At 61.3% G+C, this 19,291-nt stretch carries 22 protein-coding genes; 15 read left to right on the forward strand and 7 right to left on the reverse strand.

Translation table 11 applies throughout. The features are described 5' to 3' along the window. Positions 1-48: 48 nt before the first annotated feature. The 4 genes from KHO31_RS37030 to sctC are packed head-to-tail and all read right to left on the reverse strand — an operon-like array spanning position 49 to position 3,846. Positions 49-423 carry a hypothetical protein gene (locus tag KHO31_RS37030; protein WP_211625808.1) on the reverse strand — a complete coding sequence of 125 codons (375 nt, stop codon included), beginning with the start codon at positions 421-423 and terminating at the stop codon, positions 49-51. A gap of 10 nt (positions 424-433) precedes the next feature. Continuing rightward, positions 434-706 carry a hypothetical protein gene (locus tag KHO31_RS37035; protein ID WP_236071695.1) on the reverse strand — a complete coding sequence of 91 codons (273 nt, stop codon included), beginning with the start codon at positions 704-706 and terminating at the stop codon, positions 434-436. Continuing rightward, the gene (locus KHO31_RS37040; RefSeq protein ID WP_211625813.1) at positions 675-1,772 is read right to left on the reverse strand and encodes an FHA domain-containing protein; all 1,098 of its coding nucleotides are present in this window, start codon (positions 1,770-1,772) and stop codon (positions 675-677) included. The genes KHO31_RS37035 and KHO31_RS37040 overlap by 32 nt, the downstream gene beginning before the upstream one ends. Next, positions 1,762-3,846 (reverse strand): type III secretion system outer membrane ring subunit SctC, encoded by a 2,085-nt coding sequence (gene sctC / locus KHO31_RS37045; protein ID WP_201083963.1) that lies wholly within the window; start codon positions 3,844-3,846, stop codon positions 1,762-1,764. The genes KHO31_RS37040 and sctC overlap by 11 nt, the downstream gene beginning before the upstream one ends. Before the next feature lie 417 nt (positions 3,847-4,263). Between sctC and KHO31_RS37050 the strand changes: the two genes are divergently transcribed. The 11 genes from KHO31_RS37050 to KHO31_RS37100 all read left to right on the forward strand — a co-directional run bounded on the left by KHO31_RS37050 (position 4,264) and on the right by KHO31_RS37100 (position 12,693). Further along, on the forward strand, positions 4,264-4,584 hold the full coding sequence (locus KHO31_RS37050; RefSeq protein ID WP_201083953.1) for a ribbon-helix-helix domain-containing protein: 321 nt from the start codon (positions 4,264-4,266) through the stop codon (positions 4,582-4,584). 139 nt (positions 4,585-4,723) lie between these two features. Beyond that, entirely contained in the window at positions 4,724-5,155 is a 432-nt protein-coding gene (locus KHO31_RS37055) for a hypothetical protein (RefSeq protein WP_201083951.1), read from the forward strand. 103 nt (positions 5,156-5,258) lie between these two features. Further along, the gene (locus KHO31_RS37060) at positions 5,259-5,870 is read left to right on the forward strand and encodes a hypothetical protein (protein WP_201086150.1); all 612 of its coding nucleotides are present in this window, start codon (positions 5,259-5,261) and stop codon (positions 5,868-5,870) included. 309 nt (positions 5,871-6,179) lie between these two features. Continuing rightward, positions 6,180-6,746: a TIGR00645 family protein gene (locus KHO31_RS37065; RefSeq protein WP_236077380.1), complete on the forward strand. Its 567-nt coding sequence runs from the start codon at positions 6,180-6,182 to the stop codon at positions 6,744-6,746. A 55-nt stretch (positions 6,747-6,801) separates the two neighbouring features. Further along, positions 6,802-8,325: a fumarate hydratase gene (locus KHO31_RS37070; RefSeq protein WP_169490727.1), complete on the forward strand. Its 1,524-nt coding sequence runs from the start codon at positions 6,802-6,804 to the stop codon at positions 8,323-8,325. A 195-nt stretch (positions 8,326-8,520) separates the two neighbouring features. Continuing rightward, entirely contained in the window at positions 8,521-9,000 is a 480-nt protein-coding gene (gene bfr / locus KHO31_RS37075) for a bacterioferritin (protein WP_074284854.1), read from the forward strand. A gap of 156 nt (positions 9,001-9,156) precedes the next feature. Continuing rightward, positions 9,157-10,044 (forward strand): glutamate racemase, encoded by an 888-nt coding sequence (gene murI / locus KHO31_RS37080; RefSeq protein WP_201083945.1) that lies wholly within the window; start codon positions 9,157-9,159, stop codon positions 10,042-10,044. Between the two features lie 216 nt (positions 10,045-10,260). Further along, positions 10,261-10,497, forward strand: a complete 237-nt coding sequence (locus tag KHO31_RS37085; RefSeq protein ID WP_201086148.1) for a (2Fe-2S)-binding protein — start codon at positions 10,261-10,263, stop codon at positions 10,495-10,497. A 275-nt stretch (positions 10,498-10,772) separates the two neighbouring features. Continuing rightward, positions 10,773-11,498 (forward strand): energy transducer TonB, encoded by a 726-nt coding sequence (locus KHO31_RS37090; protein ID WP_211625815.1) that lies wholly within the window; start codon positions 10,773-10,775, stop codon positions 11,496-11,498. A 27-nt stretch (positions 11,499-11,525) separates the two neighbouring features. Continuing rightward, entirely contained in the window at positions 11,526-12,257 is a 732-nt protein-coding gene (locus tag KHO31_RS37095; protein ID WP_201083931.1) for a MotA/TolQ/ExbB proton channel family protein, read from the forward strand. A 16-nt stretch (positions 12,258-12,273) separates the two neighbouring features. Beyond that, the gene (locus KHO31_RS37100; RefSeq protein WP_201083929.1) at positions 12,274-12,693 is read left to right on the forward strand and encodes an ExbD/TolR family protein; all 420 of its coding nucleotides are present in this window, start codon (positions 12,274-12,276) and stop codon (positions 12,691-12,693) included. A gap of 403 nt (positions 12,694-13,096) precedes the next feature. On the opposite strand, the gene KHO31_RS37105 is transcribed toward KHO31_RS37100, so the two are convergent. Then, positions 13,097-14,086, reverse strand: coding sequence for a LysR family transcriptional regulator (locus KHO31_RS37105; RefSeq protein WP_201083927.1), 990 nt, complete (start codon positions 14,084-14,086; stop codon positions 13,097-13,099). Positions 14,087-14,209: 123 nt separating this feature from the next. Here KHO31_RS37105 and KHO31_RS37110 point away from each other — a divergent pair, with 123 nt between their 5' ends. The 4 genes from KHO31_RS37110 (at position 14,210) to hemP (ending at position 16,726) form a co-directional block, all read left to right on the forward strand. Further along, positions 14,210-15,088, forward strand: a complete 879-nt coding sequence (locus KHO31_RS37110) for a pirin family protein (RefSeq protein WP_201083924.1) — start codon at positions 14,210-14,212, stop codon at positions 15,086-15,088. A gap of 191 nt (positions 15,089-15,279) precedes the next feature. Beyond that, the gene (locus KHO31_RS37115) at positions 15,280-15,678 is read left to right on the forward strand and encodes an OsmC family protein (RefSeq protein ID WP_201083922.1); all 399 of its coding nucleotides are present in this window, start codon (positions 15,280-15,282) and stop codon (positions 15,676-15,678) included. Positions 15,679-15,787: 109 nt separating this feature from the next. Continuing rightward, positions 15,788-16,270 carry an SRPBCC family protein gene (locus KHO31_RS37120; RefSeq protein ID WP_169490717.1) on the forward strand — a complete coding sequence of 161 codons (483 nt, stop codon included), beginning with the start codon at positions 15,788-15,790 and terminating at the stop codon, positions 16,268-16,270. A 195-nt stretch (positions 16,271-16,465) separates the two neighbouring features. Then, the gene (gene hemP / locus KHO31_RS37125; RefSeq protein WP_201083920.1) at positions 16,466-16,726 is read left to right on the forward strand and encodes a hemin uptake protein HemP; all 261 of its coding nucleotides are present in this window, start codon (positions 16,466-16,468) and stop codon (positions 16,724-16,726) included. Positions 16,727-17,026: 300 nt separating this feature from the next. Here hemP and KHO31_RS37130 read toward each other — a convergent pair whose 3' ends face one another. Together KHO31_RS37130 and KHO31_RS37135 are read right to left on the reverse strand one after the other, a co-directional pair. Continuing rightward, on the reverse strand, positions 17,027-18,433 hold the full coding sequence (locus KHO31_RS37130) for a 4Fe-4S binding protein (RefSeq protein ID WP_201083918.1): 1,407 nt from the start codon (positions 18,431-18,433) through the stop codon (positions 17,027-17,029). Next, complete coding sequence (locus KHO31_RS37135) at positions 18,430-19,275, reverse strand: FTR1 family iron permease (RefSeq protein WP_201141965.1); 846 nt, start codon at positions 19,273-19,275, stop codon at positions 18,430-18,432. The genes KHO31_RS37130 and KHO31_RS37135 overlap by 4 nt, the downstream gene beginning before the upstream one ends. Positions 19,276-19,291: the final 16 nt, after the last annotated feature.

The raw sequence follows: 19,291 nt of genomic DNA on the forward strand, positions 1-19,291 counted from the left end.
GCAGCATCGCGGCGCTCAGACGCCGCGCGTCCGCGCTTGGTTTCCAGATCATTCCCGACACGAAAACGGCCTGAAAACCACCCGTACTTCCATGCGATGTTTCTCGAGAGCGCGCGCCGTTTCCTTCTGCGCGTCGGTCAGGCCCTGGATGCAAGACGTTGCGGCACTCTGGGTCGTATTGACCGAACCCATCGCCTGCTGGACCTTCAGCATTGCGACGTTCTGCTGTTTGTCGTCGGCGACTTCGGCTTGCTTCAATTTGTTGTCGAAGTCCTTGTTCTGCTTTTCGAGAATCTTCGCCAGCACTTCAACAACCTTCTGGGCCGACACGCCACCTGTGTCGCCAACCACCGAACCGCCGCCACCGCCGGAGAAACCGCTGCCGCCCGAATTCGGAGACATCGTCGTATTAACCTGACTCATTTTTGGATTCCTAAATTAAATCTCGAGCGTTTGTGAAGCTCGCGCTTCGTTCAACCACCTGCCGAGCCGCTCGCAAACACTCGACAAGCAGAACCAGTTCATTTTTCACGGTCGGCGCTGCTGTCACCAGCGCGTCGTTAATGCGGCCAATCTCAGCCGTCAGCCGTGCCGCGATCATCTCGCGACCAGCGCCGCCGGCTTCGGCAAGTTGCGCCTCCAGCGGTAAATCGGCGCACGCGCCAAGCGTGCTCTTACTGACATTTTTTGGGGGCATGGGCGGCATCCATAAAAAATTCGTAGATCGAACCATCGTCGTCGCGCACGACATACGCAGAGCAATTCGAGATTCGCGTGATCCGTCCAATGGGAAGTCGTGCACCCTGAAAGTAGCGCACACCCTGCGCATCCGTGAGCCAGACTGCATGAGGGCTGGCGAGCAGATTCATGCCGAGCGCTTCGAGCGGCACGCGCACCCGTTCGCCTTGCTGCGCGTGGCCGGGAAAAGTGAGACCACCCAGCCCGCTGATCTCGGCACGCGCGAGGCGTGCGACGCGTGCGTAATCCCACGATTCGGGTGACAGAAACCCCTGAACCACCGGCAGCGTCGCAGTGAACGTACCGGGCTCCGCGAGGCGCACCTCGGCGCCGCGGTAGTAGCGGGCGAGAAACTCGCCGACCTGCTCCTGCAACTGCGCGAGCACGATCACGCGCATGACCAGCGCCCGCTTCCGCGACCACGCGCTGGCGGTCAGCGCGGCCAGATCGGCAGGCGACTGCACATAGCCCTCGTAGACGAGCGCGCCGGACTTCGGGTCGATATGCGTCGTCACCAGACGGAACGCATCGTTGGGACGCGTCGCGGGCGGTGCACCGGACCACTGGTTCGACGCGATCCACGTCAGCAGCACAAATGCGAACGGCGTCCCGAAGACCATTGCTTTCGTCACGGGTGACGCATCCGACCAGCGTTTGGCGAGATATACAAGCGGTGCATGACGCAGCAGATAGGCACGCTCGGCGTCACGCGCCATCGTCGCGCCCGGTGCCTCGGGGCCACTGAACTGAAAGGTAACGACACCCGCCGAGAACCACGCACCGCGCTCCAGCATCACGCGCCGCCCCGGCAGCGCGGGCCGGCCGAACACCGCGACCTTCGCATGGTGGGCAACCAGCGCGAGCGCAGTACCGCGCAACTCGACGGTGACGTGCAATGGTTCGACGCCTTCGTCTATCACCATCAGGTCCGCATCGCCGCCGCTGCCTATTCGCAGCGGCCGGTCGGCCGGCAACACCACGCTCGCGCCGGTGTGCACACCGTCCATCACGACGATCAGCGCATCAACGGTCATAGCGGTTCTCCCACGGCATCCTGCTCACCGGCGGCAAACCGGGCGACGACAAAGGCGATGACGGTGGCGACGGTGACTGTGGCGCGCCTCGGGCAGCGGCCTGTGCCAGCGCTCGCGATGCAACGTCGACGTTTGGCGCAACGGCAGCCGTCGGTTGGACCGATTCCGCAGAACCTGCCGCGGCACTTCCCGATAAAGGGACCGGCGCGCGCAACGAAGCCGCTATAACGGCCCTCTGCGCCAGGATGGCATCCGCACCGGCACTCGCGGCACCCATCGTCGTTCCCGCGACGGCCAGCGCCGTATCCGGCTCTGCGTCACCCGACAGGCGTTTGAGACGCGGCGTGATCAGGATCAGCCGTTCGAGGCGCTCGTGCGTGGTCCGGGTATCGCGAAACAGCGCGCCGAGATACGGCACGTCGCCGAGCACCGGCACCTTCGATGTGGTGCTCTCGCTGCGCTCGTATTGATAGCCGCCTATCAGCAGACTCTCGCCGTCGCGCACAATCGCCTGCGTGACGACCGAATGATTGTCGACCTTCGGAATGCCATCCACCGTCACCAACGTGTTGAATGTGCCGTCTTCGATCTGGATGTTGAGCCGGATATTGCGGCGCGGCTCGCCGCTCGATTCGACGCTCGGCGTCACCTTCAGTGTCATCCCCGTATCGATGTTGAAAAGATCGACGGCCTGGTTGCCCGCCACGCGCACATACACCGAACTGCGCGACGTCAGGGCCGCTTCCGTGTTGTTCAGCGTGAGCACCTGCGGGCGCGACAGCACACGCGCCTTGCCGGCGTCTTCCAATGCATGGATCTGTGCAAACAGGTATTGCGCCGAATTGCCGACCAGCGTCGCGAGATTCAGTCCGGTCATCGCACTGGCCGGTGTCGCCAACTTCGCAGCGCCGAACGCCAGCGGCGCGCTCGCGGTCCCGGATGCGCCGTTGATACGCCCATTTGCGCCGCCCCACTGCACGCCGAGCGTGCGTGCGGCGTTCGACGACACGTCGATCACTACCGCGTCGATCTCGACCAGTTCCTGCGGCTGGTCGAGCATCGCGATGGCGCGCTCGTAATTCGGCATCATCGACACAAGGTCGCTAATGACCACGGAGTTGGTGCGCTGGTCAGCGACGATGTTGCGCCTCGCGGGGGTCGCGGCGGGCTGCGCGGTGTCGGAGTCGGAGTTGGGTAGTGGCGCCCGCTCGCCGTCACCTCCGGGCGATACGCCGCCAAGTCCGAGGCCGAGCAGGCTTGGCAGCGGCGGCGGGCCGCCGCGCGCGCTGCGCTCGTCGGTGCGCGCATCGGTGCGCGGACGCGTTGTGCGCGGCGCGGTGGCCTGCCAGGTGTCCGTCATCAAGCGGTGCAGCAGCGAAGCGACGCCCGGAACGACATGCTCCTGCGCCCCCACGCTGTAGTGGACGTCCTGCGCCTGCGCGTAGCGCAGTGGAAAAACGCGGATAACGGTCTCATCGAATGACGGCTCGACCGTAGTCTGCCGCTGCGCCTTGTCGATCGCCTCCGTCACCGCGTCGACGAATTTCGATGGACCCGCAACCTTGACCGTGGTCGCCGAATATTTGACCGGCAGGCGGGGGTCGTCGAGATCGAGGTTGCGAAGCAGCGACGCAACCGCTTCGCGGGTCATCGGCGCAAACGGGATGACCCGGCTGCGCACGTCCGAAGCCGTCGCGACATGCATCGCCTTGCCGTCGAAATACCAGACGAGGCCGTAAGCCTCGACCAGTTGGATGAAGACGTTGCCCGGGCTGTCGTCGAAGCGGCCGTTGACCGCTCCTTTGACATCGCGACCGATGTCGGCGCTCAGGCCCTCGACGGCGAGTACGTCGCGCAACACATCGGGCAGTGGCGCACCGTTCACCGCGTAGTGAATGGGTGCCCCACGCCAAACGGGAGTCGCGGCGTCAGCCATGGGCATCAGCAGTACCGGACAAGCCACGCCGAGCAGCCCCGCGATGTGGCGCACGGCGGCCCGGATCGCGCACGGCGGCAAGGACAGGGCTTTGCCGCCCTTTTTGGGGATCGAATCGTTGCGCCACATCATTAGCATTAAAAATCCCTGGCTGCGTTTATTGACTACGTTAGCGAGAAATTTAATGGCGTTTCAACACCTTCTGGTCGTACACATATACGACATCCCCTGAGCGTCAAACGCGCCGCATGGCTTCTTATCGGACAGCATTTCAATACCAAATTTTTATCTTCGATTCGAATTCGTCCAGATCAATTTTTATCCCAAAAATAGGCTGGAGGTGCACATTGCTGCAAGTCGTATATCTGTATGACCCGCGCCGTTAGCAAAGAGAGAGGATTGACGAATCGCCAATTCGATTAATCCGATCATGACAGATGAACCATTCAATCCAAGCCGTTACTCTCCGACTTTCTCGAGCTTGTTCAGGGCATTGACGGGCTTCGATATCTTCATAAAGGCTCTGCACCTACCAATTCCTACAGACGTACCGACATGCGGATGACACGGTATTGCAACTTCACTCCTCAGCTTGCAAAACCAAGACTACGCTCGGTCAGAATTAACGGATTTGCAACCTGTCTGCGCCTCGAGGAAATTTACTGGCGAATCATCGAAGAAATTGCGCGTCAGGAATCTCTGACAGTGGGCAAGCTGATTTCAAAATGGGCGATCGATATTGATATGACGCAAGAAACCGTCTGCAATTTCACTGGACTTATCAGAATTATTTGTGTCACTCAGATAATCGAACAAAAACACCTGATCGATATGAAGACGCTCGACCCAGACGCGCCAGTCAATGCATTTCAATAACTTGCAAGGAGGTTCATCGGAATAGACATATCCATTTCCCTATATGTAGCGGCGCGGCAACCGCCGAACACGACGCGTGACTACTCACGCAAAAAAAACAACTGATCAGTTTAATTTCTTTAATCACAAGGATTTGATCATGACGAATGCGATCAACAACATGGGCGACAGCACGTCGTTCAGCATGGACAACCTGTCCGCGCCGGCGCAAAGCGGCATGCGGACCGAAGCGCATTTCGCCTCCGTGCGCACGTTCCCCACCGACAACAGCGGGGACGCCGGCAATACGTCTTCCGCGGGAGCGGCACAGCATGCCCACGCCGGCCACGCCCACCATGCGGGCGCGGGCGGCGACAGCCAGGCCGCACAGGGCGCCGACTCATCGGCACAGGGAAGCGGGAGTGGCAGTAGCGACATGATGGGCGCGATGAGCCAGATCATGGACCTCATCAAAACAGCCATTTCCGCCGCGGCGCAAGTGGCTTCGCCACTTATCAGCATGTTCACGTCGATGATGGGCCAAGCGGGTGCGTCGGGTTCATCTGGATCATCAGGTTCGGGCGCCGCTTGACAGAGCCCTGAACAGCCCGGCCGTTGCGCAGCCTCGGCCGGCCTCGGGGCGGCATCCGGTATACCGCCCCGCTTCAAATCCCGCTCTTCTCCTTCAGGACGCAATGAATAATTCCCTCGGGCCGGGTCCCGTCGAGCTCCGGCGAATCGACGCACTCGTACGACGCTCCAATGCAGGGCTGCATCCGGCCATTACCCGCTTTGTCGACGGCGGCCATCGCCATATCGGCGAAACGCTGCGCAGCGCGGTGCCGCCAGACACGGTCGTGCAGCGGTTCCTCGGCGAATTGCAGTTAATGGAGGATTACGTGGGCACCTCGTATCGGGTGTCGCAGATCTCTCGCGACGGACTCGCCGCGTTACAACGCAGCCGAGGCCGGTATTTTGTCGACCTCGGCGTACAGTGCGCTTTTGTCCTGCCGTCCAACGCGGCCGCATGGGCAATCAACGCGGCGCAAGCACAACCTCGCGACGGTGCTTACCAGCTGTTCTCGATCTTTGACGAATCGGTCCCTCAGAAGAATCTGTCAACAGCCCTGCTTGCCGATCATGTCATCGTGCCACCTGCGACCCCGCTGCGCCTGACCGGTCTGCGCACGATTCAGGGCCGAGGTGCAACGGGCCCTGGCCGCCCTCGTATCGTCGCGCATTTCGCACGGGCCGACCCTGCATGCGGCACATCCTATGACCTCTACAATGATGCCCGAGGCACCTGACGCAAGTAGCCGGTGTGTACGATTGACGAACGGCCCACGCTAGTGCACTCAGCGGCACCAGACGGCCCTTCCTGCCCGCCGCGCCGCAGCAAATTCAGCCGACGCTGTACAATGGCGCGCCTGACGCGAGCTTTTCCGGCCTCCCCTGGCCGCGTTCCGCGCCGTCTGCGCCTTGGTTTGCGTGTCCGATCCGCGCGTTTGATTTGCGCTTCGGGTCAGCGCGTTTAGTCCGTGTTCCGTCACCTGCGTTTCATCCGACTCTTGCCTATGTCCGCCTCGCGACCCGACTCAGCCCGTCAGCGCCGCCCGATGCGCCCGCTGCCCGCCATCATCTTCATGAGCCGCTGGCTGCAAGTGCCGCTCTACCTGGGCCTGATCGTCGCCCAAGGTGTCTACGTCGTCCTGTTCCTGAAAGAAGTCTGGCATCTGGTCAGCGCGTCCATGACGCTCGACGAAACCAACATCATGCTGGTGGTACTCGGCCTGATCGACGTGGTGATGATCTCGAACTTGCTGATCATGGTGATCATCGGTGGATATGAAACCTTCGTGTCACGCCTGGGCGTGGAGGGTCATCCGGACGAACCGGAATGGCTCGACCACGTCAACGCCGGCGTGCTCAAGGTCAAATTGTCGATGGCGCTGATCAGCATTTCATCGATCCATCTGCTGAAGACCTTCATCAGCCCCGACCAGAATTCGACGCACACCATCATGTGGCAGGTGATCATCCACGTCGCCTTCCTCCTCTCGGCGGTGGTGATGGCGCTGGTCGACCGCCTCACCACGCATACGCATCCGAAACATTTTCAGGAGCCCACGACGCTGCATGTCGTGAGTTCACACGCTTCCACTCCCCTGAAGGCGCACGACTGACCGCACAGCCAATTGCGATCGGATAACAAGCGCCCCTGTCCCCACTGAGCTAGCCATGACCGTCATCAAACAGGAAGATCTGATTCAGAGCATTGCTGATTCGCTTCAGTACATCAGCTATTACCACCCACTCGATTACATCCAGGCCTTGGGCCGCGCTTACGAGCTCGAAGAGAGCCCGGCCGCGAAGGATGCGATCGCGCAGATCCTCACCAACAGCCGCATGTGCGCCGAAGGCAAGCGCCCGATCTGCCAGGACACCGGCATCGTCACGGTGTTCGTGAAGGTCGGCATGGACGTGCGTTGGGACGGTGCGACGATGGGCGTCACCGAGATGATCAACGAAGGCGTGCGCCGCGGTTACCTGAACCCGGACAACGTGCTGCGCGCGTCGATCGTGAGCCCGCCGGAAGGCGCGCGCAAGAACACAAAAGACAACACGCCGGCCGTGATCCACTACGAGATCGTGCCGGGCGATAAAGTCGACGTGCAAGTCGCAGCCAAGGGCGGCGGCTCGGAGAACAAATCGAAGTTCGCGATGCTGAACCCGTCGGATTCGATCGTCGACTGGATTCTGAAGACCGTGCCGACCATGGGCGCAGGCTGGTGCCCGCCGGGCATGCTCGGCATCGGCATCGGCGGCACCGCTGAAAAAGCGATGGTGATGGCGAAGGAATCGCTGATGGATCCGATCGACATTCAGGACGTGATCGCACGCGGCCCGCAGGACTGGATCGAAGAACTGCGTGTCGAACTGCACGAGAAAGTCAACGCGCTCGGCATCGGCGCACAAGGTCTTGGCGGTCTTGCCACCGTGCTCGACGTGAAGATCATGGCTGCACCGACGCACGCTGCGAGCAAGCCGATCGCGATCATCCCGAACTGCGCAGCAACCCGTCACGCGCACTTCACGCTGGACGGCTCGGGCGTAGCGAAGCTCGAAGCACCCTCGCTCGATGCATGGCCGAAAGTCCAGTGGGAACCGGATACGGAAAAGAGCCAGCGCGTCGATTTGAACACGCTGACGCCGGAACAAGTCGCAGCCTGGACACCGGGCCAGACGCTGTTGCTGTCGGGCAAGATGTTGACGGGCCGCGACGCCGCGCATAAGCGCATCGCCGATATGCTGGCGAAAGGCGAAAAGCTGCCGGTCGACTTCACCAACCGCGTGATCTATTACGTCGGCCCGGTCGATCCGGTGCGCGACGAAGCAGTCGGCCCTGCAGGCCCGACCACCGCGACGCGCATGGACAAGTTCACCGAGACCATGCTGTCGCAAACAGGTCTTATTTCGATGATCGGCAAAGCCGAGCGTGGCCCGGTTGCGATCGAAGCAATCAAAAAGCACAAAGCCGCGTATCTGATGGCTGTGGGCGGCGCCGCCTACCTCGTGTCGAAGGCAATTCGCAGCGCGAAGGTTCTCGCGTTCGAAGACCTGGGCATGGAAGCGATCTACGAATTCGACGTGCAGGACATGCCGGTAACGGTTGCCGTCGATTCGAACGGCACCTCGGTGCACCAGACCGGCCCGAAGGAATGGCAAGCGAAGATCGGCAAGATTCCGGTCGCGACGGTTTAATTCGCCGCTAACGCCTGTCACGTGTATCGAAAGCCGGGGCTGCAGTCCCGGCTTTTTTCATTTCAGCGCGTGAAGCCACGCGAAATGCGGCGCGTGACGCCAGAAAGAATGTTAAATGATGCGTCTGTTTCCTTGGCTTTTTCAGGCACGGCGTTTATTGTTGTTGAAAATTCAAAACTCCCTTAAGGAATCCCCATGCAAGGCGACAAGAAAGTTATCGAGTATCTGAACTCCCAGCTCAAGAACGAGCTCACCGCCATCAACCAGTATTTCCTGCATGCGCGGATGTACAAGCACTGGGGCCTCGAAAAACTCGGCAAGCATGAATACGATGAATCGATCGGCGAAATGAAGCACGCTGACTGGCTAATCGAACGCATTTTCATGCTCGACGGCCTGCCGAACCTGCAAGACCTGCACAAGCTGCTGATCGGCGAAGAAACGAAGGAAATCCTTGAATGCGATCTGAAGCTCGAACAGATTTCGCAAAGCACCTGCAAAGAAGCCATCGTGTATTGCGAATCGGTTCGTGATTTCATCTCGCGCGAAATCTTCGTGAAGATTCTCGACGACACGGAAGAACACATCGACTGGCTTGAAACCCAGATCGACCTGATCGACAAGGTCGGCATCCAGAACTACCAGCAAACCGCAATGGGTTCGATCGAGTCCTGATCGGGTCACGTCGGAACAGCCCGCGCGCCGGCTCATGAACCTGCTCATACGTCATCTCGTTTGGCAAGACAGGCGCCGCGCGGGCGATATACTTGCGCACTTCCCCGTTTTCGTGAGTTTGCCGTGACTGCCGTGCCGCGCGTGTCCTCGTCGCCTATGCCCGCAGAATCATCGTGTTCGAGTGCCCGGATGGCCACCTCAGGTGGCGGTTCGCGCGCGCCGGTCGGCATATTCGACTCGGGTCTGGGCGGTTTGTCCGTGCTGCGGGCAGTCCGGGCGCAACTGCCCGGCGAAGCGCTTATCTACGTCGCCGACTCGCTCTACGCCCCCTACGGCGAACGCGACGACGACTTCATCGCCGACCGCACCCTCGCAATCGGCGAATGGCTGGTCAAGGAAGGGGCGAAAGCGCTGGTGGTCGCATGCAATACCGCGACCGCGCAATCCATCGCGCTGGTCCGCGAAAAGCTGTCCATTCCGCTGATCGGCGTCGAGCCGGGCATCAAACCGGCCGCGCTGCAGTCGAAAACGCGTGTCGCCGGCGTGCTCGCCACCCAAGTGACCTTGCGCAGTGCCCGATTTCAGGCGCTGCTGGAGCGGTACGCCGCCGATTGCCGGTTTCTTTGCCAACCGGGCCACGGACTCGTGCAGGCGGTGGAACGCTGCGACATAGCTTCCGCCGAACTGCGCGCGCTGCTGCGCAGCTACCTGCAACCCATGCTCGACGCCGGCGCCGACACCCTAGTGCTCGGCTGCACCCACTACCCGTTCCTCGATGCGGCGATCCGCGACATCGTCGGCGACCGGCTGATGCTGATCGATACGAGCGTGGCCATCGCGCGCCAGCTGGAACGGGTACTCGACCAGCACGGGCTGCGCGCTGCCCCGGAAAGCACCGGCGCTGTTCTGCCCCGCTTTTATTCGACCGGCGACGGCACGCATCAGCAACAACTCGCTGCTACGCTGCTGCAAATCGACACGGCGGTCGAACAGGTCGTGATCCCGTCCCGCCGCACGGCGGCGCCGGATTCCCAAGCCGCATAAAACCCTCGAGCGCCGCGTTTTGGGCCGCTGCGCGGCCTTTCTGCGCGCTTTTTAGGCGTTTTGACACCCTTCCCCGCCGCTCGTCCCAAACCCCGCCCCGTAGACGAAACCCTTCTAAGAGTCTGGTTTTGTTACAAAAAATCATGCAGGACGCTTGCCAAATGGTCCAATCAAAATGATAATAGTTCGCATTAACGTTAGCTATGACGCCCTGCCATGATTGTCTGTGTCTGCAAGTCTGTTTCTGACCGAAAGATCCGTGCCTCGATCGCGGAAGGCGTCGATTCGTTCGACGAACTCCAGTTCGAACTCGGCGTTGCCTCCTGCTGTGGCAAGTGCGCGGATTCCGTGCGCGGCGTCATGATGGAAAGCGGCGTGTGCGCGAGCCGCTGCGGCTTCGAGCATCACTCGCAAGCTGTGCCGCTGACGTTCTACGAACGCAAGGCCGCCTGAGGGCACTGCGGCCTAAGCCGCGCCTAGGGCGCTCATCGCCTCTCCGCTTCATACCCTGTTTTACGCGCCGTTTCGCGCGCTGCTTCACGCGTTATCCCACTGCCGTCAGCAAGCCAGTATCCGTACCAGCCAGCTACCCGCTCACCCGTTAAAAGGAGTTTGAGATGGAATTGCTGATTGGTTTCGTGACTACTTTGTTCATTTCGCTGCTGATCTTCCGAACATGACGATGTCTTGTCTGAGGTGCCGCATCGACGGCACGCCGCCACGCTAACATGCAGGCCTCGTATACCGCTTCAGCCGGAGTCACGCCGGCTTCGTCCCCCCGAATGAATTCCCGCGCCTTGACCGCGACTGCCGCAGTCGCGGCGATCCACATCGCTTTGCTTGCAGTGATCCTGACGCTGCGTCATGAACCGCTGCAACCAGTGATCGAATCAAAGGTGATGACCGCGCAGTTGCTGGCGCCGGCGCCGATCGCGGCGCCCGTCGCGCTGCAATCGATCGCCACGCCACCGCCCAAGCCGACACCGCCGGTTCGCGCCAAGCCGAAGGTCCAGCCCAAGCCGACACCCACGCCAAAGCCGACGCCCACGCCGTTGCCGGTCGCCGCGGCTCCGTCGCCGACGCCTGTCGCCGCACCCGAGCCTTCGCCCGCACCGGCTGCGCCAGCCGCTCAGGCCGCGCCGGCGATCGGCCGGCCGACCATGGACATAACAGCGCCGAAGAACGTCTCGCACATCGAGTGCAGCATGATCACACCGGACTACCCCGCGCTGTCGAAGCGCCGCGGCGAAACCGGTACGGCCTATGTGACGTTCGTCATCGGACCGACGGGGAAGGTCGAAAGCATCTCGCTCAAAAAGAGCAGCGGCTTCAGCCGTCTGGACGACGCCGCCATCGCCGCCGCGCATGCGAGCTCGTGCAAGCCCTATCTCGAGAACGGCCAAGCCATTCGGGCCACGGCCACCCAGCCTTACAACTTCAATCTGAACGATTGAGGCAGATTTTAAAAACAAGGAATTGCAATGCAAAACTACGGATTGGCGCACGTGTGGGCGCAAGGGGATTTCGTGACGCGCGGTATCGCGCTCGCGCTGTTGATCATGTCGATCATGTCGTGGAGCGTGATCGTCATCAAAGGCTGGAATGTGATGCGCCTGAAGCGTCTCACGAAGAATGCTGAGCAGCAGTTCTGGCATTCGGACGATCTCGCCGACGGCGTGAAGAAACTCGGCGCCGGATCGTCCACGCCGCAAGACAATCCGTTCCTGGCACTCGCTCTGTCGGGCCAGGAAGCGGCCGATCACCATCATCAGACACAGCCGCATCTGCACGATCGCATGGACGTGTCGGATTGGGTGACGCGTTGCCTGAAGGACACGATGGACGAAAGCGTCGCGCGCATGCAAAGCGGTCTGGCGATTCTCGCGTCGATCGGCAGCACGGCACCGTTCGTCGGCCTGTTCGGCACGGTGTGGGGCATCTATCACGCACTGCTGGCGATCGGCGCAAGCGGCCAGTCGTCGATCGATCAGGTCGCGGGCCCGGTCGGCGAAGCGCTGATCATGACCGCGTTCGGCCTGTTCGTTGCGATTCCGGCCGTGCTCGGCTACAACGCATTGACGCGCGCCAACAAGGCGGTCGTCGCCAAGCTGAGCCGTTTTGCGCACGGTCTGCACGCCTTCTTCGTAACGGGCGCCCGTCTGTCGTCGTCCAAGCGCGGCGACGGTTTGCGCCTCGCCACGCGCGCCAACTGATCGACGAGGCATTCCGATGGCAATGAGCCCCTTCGCCGGCGACGATGACGACGGCTTGATGAATGAAATCAACATGACGCCGCTCGTCGACGTGATGTTGGTTCTCCTGATCGTCTTCATGGTGACGATTCCGGTGATTCGTCACGCGGTCAAAATCGATCTGCCGCATGCAAGCAGTCAGAAGGAAGACACCAGGCCCGCCCAGGTGACGGTCGCCGTCGACGCGGACGGCAACGTGTTGTGGGACGACAAGAAGGTCGACGACGCGGCGTTGCGCGCGAAGATTGCAGAAGCTGCGCAAGCGAATCCGCAGCCGGAGCTGCATCTGGATGCGGACCGCAAGGTCGCCTACGAGAAAGTGGCGGAAGTGATGTCGGCGGCGCAAGCCGGCGGTCTCACGAAAATCGGCTTCGTCACGCAGCCTAAAGGCAAATAACGGCACGTGATCCGCGCCTAACAACACGCCGCTGTTAAGCGGCGTCTGTCGAAAAATCAGGAGAGCCCTTGAAACAAGGGCTAAAAGTAAAAGGCCTTCATCGTCAGATGAAGGCCTTTTTTTGTGCGCACTCGGCGCCTTCGGGCGGCGGGATTATTTACCATCAGAAGATGACTGATAGCTCGAGTCACCGCATGCGACAGCCGTGATCGACACGGACAGCGCGGTCAGCCCTATCAGGCCCACTATCATAGAGGCCATGAGTTTTCGCATAAGAGACTCCTTAGCGAAGGGATTTCACTATAGGCCCGCGAGCGCGCGCATTCAAGCAAACGGCCATTGAAAGTACTCATGACAGGCCACGCTTAAATGCTAAAAGCGATGTTGCAGCGCGTAATAAGTGCTATGACGCGACCGCGAGAACGGGTTGCTGCGCTACGTCTTGCGCTGCACGCGTCGGACACTCGCCCATGATGTGCTTACCTTCGTCCGGATCGAGCATCTCGACCAGATAATCGACGAATGCGCGCACAGCCGGCACCATCCCCTGCCGCGACACGAATACGGCGTACAACTGCGGTGTCGGAAAGGTCCAGCCCGGCATCACCGGTGACAACTGCCCCGCGCGCAATGCGCTGCCGTACATCATTTCCGGCAATGCGGCGATACCGACGCCGGACAGCACCGCTTCGCGAATCGTCATCAGATCGGCGGTGACGAGGCGCGGCTCGTGTTCGTGCGCATGGCGCGTGCCGTCGGGGGCGATCAGATTGAAGACGTGGCGGCCGTCCCCGGTCGGCACGTCGAGCGTTTCGAAGCGGCTCAGATCGGCCGGCAACAGCGGCGGCGCATTCTGCTGCAACAGGCTCGGCGCACCCACCAGCATCTGCTGCGTACGCCACAACGGCCGCACGACGATATTGGCGTTTTCCGGCGGATCGGAGCGCACGCGCAACGCGACGTCGATCGAATCTTCGAACAGATCGACCACGCGATTCGTCACGCGCATGACCACGCGCACTTCCGGGTAGCGATGCATGAATTCCGGCAGGATCTGCGACAGGATGGTCTGCGAAATCGTCACCGGCACGCTCACGCGCACGGTGCCGCGCGGGGACGAACGCAACTGCTGCACGACATTGACGGCCGCCTGCGCCTCGCTCAGCATCGCCTGACAGTGCTGGTAGAACAGCTGGCCGGCTTCAGTGAGCGCCAGCTTGCGGGTGGAGCGCTGCAGCAAACGCACGCCCAGCGATGCTTCCAGCTCGGTCAGCCGGCGCGACAGGCGCGACTTGGAAATGCCCAGCACGCGCTCGGCGGCGGAGAAGCCGCCGTGTTCGACAACCTGCGAAAAGTACATCAGGTCATTCAGATTGTGTGAATCGATCTTCATCTCATCGTTCCAGTAATAGAACAATCCATTGCGTGACAGTGGCTGGCACCTCGGAAAACGGTCCCTATAATAGCTCTATGTTTCAAAAATAACGCTATTCCCCATTTTTCAAGGTGACTTTTGATGAGCACGACACGCACGATCGAACGCACGTTTCCCGCCGTTCGCACGACCGAAGGTGGCGGCTTTATCGTCCACCGCCCGTTCCCGACCCGCTTGCTGATGGATTTCGATCCGTTCCTGCTGCTCGACGAAATGGGGCCGATCGACTACGCGCCGGGCGAGGCGAAAGGTGCGCCGGATCATCCGCACCGCGGCTTCGAAACTGTCACATACGCACTCGAGGGCCAGTTTGGCCACAAGGATTCGGGGGGCCATTCGGGCACGTTGCGTGCCGGCGACGTGCAATGGATGACGGCGGGCGCAGGGGTCGTGCACAGTGAGATGCCGGACCCGTCGTTCCTGCGTACAGGTGGGCGCGTGCATGGCGTGCAACTGTGGGTGAATCTGCCGCGCCGCGACAAGATGATCGCGCCGCGCTATCAGGAGATACCGTCGGCCAGCATTCCGGTCGCAACGTCCGCGGACGGCAAGGTGCGCGTCAAGGTGATTGCGGGCGAAGCGCTCGGTGTGAAGGCGGCGATCGAAACGCGCACGCCGATTCTGTATCAGCATTTCTCGCTGCAACCGGGTGCGACGATCCAGCAGCCGGTGCCCGCCGACTATCGCGTGTTTGCTTACAGCCTGTCCGGCAAGGGCTTTTACGGCGAAGGAGAAGCGCGCCAGGAAATCGACGCGCAGAAGATGGTTGTGTTTCAGAACGACGGCGAGTCGGTCACGATCACGGCCGGCGCCGAGCCGCTCGAAGTATTGCTGCTCGGTGGCGTGCCGCTGAAAGAACCGGTGGTGCGCTACGGTCCGTTCGTGATGAACACCGAAGACGAAATCCGTCAGGCCGTGATCGATTACCAGGCCGGGCGCATGGGCGCGATCACCCACTGATCTGCCACATCGGCACGCGCCGCCGCTCGCGATTGCGGTGGCGCGGCTCTCACCGCGCCGCCCGCGCCGCCGCACTTGGGCGCGAAGGCCGGTAAATTCGTTCACAATAGCAATTCATGCCGCGCGCCACGCTGTCCAACCATGACGGACCGTGGCGCGCGGCGATGTTCCGTCCCTGTTCAGGAGCGCGCATGGCAGAGTCCACCGTCACCGCCCACATCGGTTCGACGAATTTCCAGGTCCTTTTCGACGACGGCAAGCATTCGTGGATCGCTGACGAACCCGAGTCGCTTGGTGGCGGCGATCGCGGGCCGGCGCCCGTCGCGCTATTGCTGTCGAGCCTCGGGGCCTGCACGTCGATCACGCTGAAGATGTACGCTCAGCGTAAGGGCTGGCAGCTCGCCGGTGTGCGTGTGGCGCTGTCGATGGAAACCGGCGAAGCGGGGTCGACCATCGACCGCAAAATCGTGCTGGAAGGCGATCTGTCCGACGAGCAGCGGGAACGACTCTTGCAAATTGCCAATGCGTGCCCGGTTCACAAGATCCTCACGCATTCGATCACGATACGTTCGGGTCTTGCCGTCGCATGACGCCATGCGGCCGCACGCGTCGGCACAACGGTTCCCCGGGTGCGACAATGGCGGGAACCGGCTCAGCCGGGCTGAACGTTGTAGAACGCTTTCATAGGAAGCCGTCGTTTTGAATTTCGAACACCTTATCCAGATCAACGATCCGTTGAATCCGTTTGTCGACTCGATGACCCGCGAGCAGTTGTGGGAGGGTCTCGTGCTGCGCGCCGAACAGCCGCAACTGTTCGTGATCGGCCTCGACAGTTGCACCATCCTCTCGCGTGAAGGCGACACGCTCGAACGGGAACTGCATTATGGCCAGGCCACGGTGCGCGACCGTGTCACGCTGCAGGATCGTCAGAGCGTACGCTACGACATTCTGCCGACCGCGGACTATGTCGGCGGCTCGCTGACGATGACGATCGAACAGCCTGACGAACTGCAGTTGTTCCTGCGCTTCGAATACACGACCACCCTGCCCGTCTCCGACGACCAGGACGCTGTGACGACGCAGGAAATCGTGAAGTCGGCGTATCGCGAGAACGATATCGATACGGTGCGGTTGATTCGCCAGTACGTACAGACCAAGCAGGAACCTGGTTCGTTGCATTGAATCGCGTGCGGGCGCTCTGCCCGCGCCGTTGAGTTGCGCGGGGCTGTCATGTAGAAGGCGGCCTGCCTTCCCCTGTCGTTTCGCTCTCCCACCATTCAGCTATCGAAATTCGAATCCGATGAATTTCTCTTTCTTGTAAATGGGAATAATTATCATTTAGAATTAATCCATCGAATCGACTAACAGCAAAAACGAATGAACGATCTCAACCGCTCTGCCACCCTCAGCCTGCGCCGCCCAACGGCTGCGCTGACCAGCCGTCCGAAAGCATCGACGGCGACGGCAACCGCCGCGAAACCCACTGCGGATCGCGCCAATGGTTCGGGCGAGACGGCAGATCGGGTCGTGCGCAGCGACGCGCTGCTGCAAGGACATAGCCACGTCAGCATCGTGCATAACGGCGAGACCTACCAGTTGCGGGCAACGCGCCTAGGCAAGCTGATCCTGACGAAGTGACGGGCGAGAACGAATAGAAGGTCGTACCGGGTATTGTGGGGACCACCTCCTCGAGAGGTGTTAGGCAGTAGCCAGCCACGACGGCTTGCACGTGAGAACTAGACCCCTTCGTGCAGACACCAAGCCAGCCGTCGCAGCAAGCCAGGCCGCTTTTTTTGGTTCTCACCCAATGCGGATACACGAAACGACGTGTGTCGCAGACAAGCAAATTAGAAAGCCGTGGGATGGTGTCATCTCCACGGCTTTTTTTGTTTTGCGGGGCGCCGATAGAGTCTCGACAGCGCGTCGCAGCGTTAAGACTTACTTCGAAGCCCAGCCCCAGAACATCAGCCACCATGCGCTGTCGACCACCGCCAGCGCGGCGACGAACCATGCCATCGCGAGGCCGCGTTGAACGAAGCGTTCGCTATAACGACGTGTGACGAGCCAGGCAAGCCACGCGCTCCACAGGTTGGCAATCGCCAGAATCGCGATACGCATATCCGACGCCCACCACAACGACACATGTTCCGCTCGCAGCAGCGACAGCGTAGTCGCCGACAAGCCGAGAAAGACGCCCGCGCCTGCAATGGGAATCAGGCCTTGCGTCAAATGATGCAGACGCACGAAGTTAAAACGCCCCAACGTGCGCGTCGCGCCCATCAGCAGCAACAGCAACGCCGTGCCGTACACCAGCGCCGTGGCGAGGATGTAGCCGATCACCATCGTGCCGTCGAGCCACGAGAACACGTCGTTCTGCTCGGGGTAATGCGTGAACAGGAACCACGGCGCGTTGGTGTCGAGCGGCCAGGTGATGTCGTGATCGACCAGCCACGTGGCGGAGAACATCTTCAGGTCGATGAACCAGCGCGAAGCGGTCCAGTGAAACGCACCGATCGCGATGCCGAGCAGGCCGTACAGGATCAACGCGGTATCCCACACGTTCGCCTGCTTGTCGCCGAGCTGCACAACTTCCGACGACGGCGCGCGCCACGTCAGCGCGATCGCGTCGCGATGCCCGCTGCAACGGCCGCACATATGGCAGTCCGACGCGCCCTTCATATTGCGTAACGGCACCAGCGGCGCGCAATTGATCGGAATCACGCGATGCCCATGTTCGCCGTTCTTGTACGAACGGCGCCATGCATCTTCATCGACTTTGTAGTGGAACGGCGCGAGACGCGCCAGTAGCGAAAAAACCCCGTTGACGGGGCATAGATACTTGCACCAGACACGCTTCTCGCGCCCGTATAACAAGCCGACGATCATCGCCGCGAAGGTCGACCCGCCGAGCACCAGCAGCACGGCTTTCGGATACTGGTAGACGCTGACCATCTGACCGTAGATGGTGGTGATACCGAACGCGACGAACGGCCAACCGCCCCAGCGCATCCAGCGCGGAATCGCCCAGCCGCGGCCGTACTTGCTGGCGAATTCGGCGAGCGCGCCTTCCGGACACAGCACGCCGCACCAGACACGACCCAGCATCACCATCGACAGCAGCACGAAGGGCCACCAGATGCCCCAGAACACAAACTGCGCGGCAAGCGTGAGGTTATTCCACAGATGCGCGGTGTCGTCCGGCAGCGGCATCGCCGCCGGCACGAGAATCAGGAACGCGTACACCGCCACGACGACCCACTGAACGCCGCGGATCAAGCCGCCGTGACGCTGCATCCACTGCCCGGCCGCGGCGAGTCGGCCAGGGCGGGTCATGACGGTACTCATGCTGCGCGCCCTGCGGCCTGCTGCACCGGCTTGCGATTCGCGCGGCGCACCAGCAGATAAACGACCGCCCAATACACGGCATAGGCAATCAGATTCATCAGCGCCGGGTGGGCACGATAGCCCGTAAGCGTCGCGACCAGTGAACCAAAAGTGCTCGAGTCGTCGAGGAATGCTGACGAGGTCCACATCTGGTCGATGATCGTCGGCAGGATTTCCTTGTCGATCAGCTTGTCGACACCGGTCTGGAACAGGCCCGCGCCGAGGAACAGCAGCATGATTTCGGTGACGCGGAAAAAGAGCCGCCACGAGAAGTACTTGCCGCCCAACTGCAGCACGTAGAAGGTCAGGAACGCGAGACCGAGGCCGATCAACACCGCGAGCATCTGACTACCGTCCACGTGACCCGATTGGCCAAAACCGAGACCGTACAGGAAGATCACCGTTTCACTGCCTTCGCGCGCGATCGCCAATGCGACCAGCAAGGCGACGCCCCACCAGTTCGAATCGTGCTTGCTCTTTTGCAGCGACTGTTCCATGTCGCGTTTGAGGGAACGGCCGTGCTGCTTCATCCACAGCACCATCTGCACGATCAGTACACACGCGACCAGCACCATTGCGGTCTGGAAATAATCCTGCGCGTCACCGGAGAGCACTTCGGTGAAACCGACCAGCGCCGCGCCAAGCGCGACCGCCGCGATCACACCAGCCGCGACGCCGCCCCACAGGTACGGCAAACCGCGGCGCGCATCGTCGTCGCCATTTTTCAACCACGCGTACAGGATGCCGACGACCAGCAAAGCCTCGACACTTTCCCGCCACACGATGAACAGAATCTGACCCATTCAAGCTCTCCCTTCT

Origin of the sequence: Paraburkholderia domus (assembly GCF_905220705.1) — a bacterium.
GTDB classification, from domain to species: Bacteria; Pseudomonadota; Gammaproteobacteria; order Burkholderiales; family Burkholderiaceae; genus Paraburkholderia; species Paraburkholderia domus.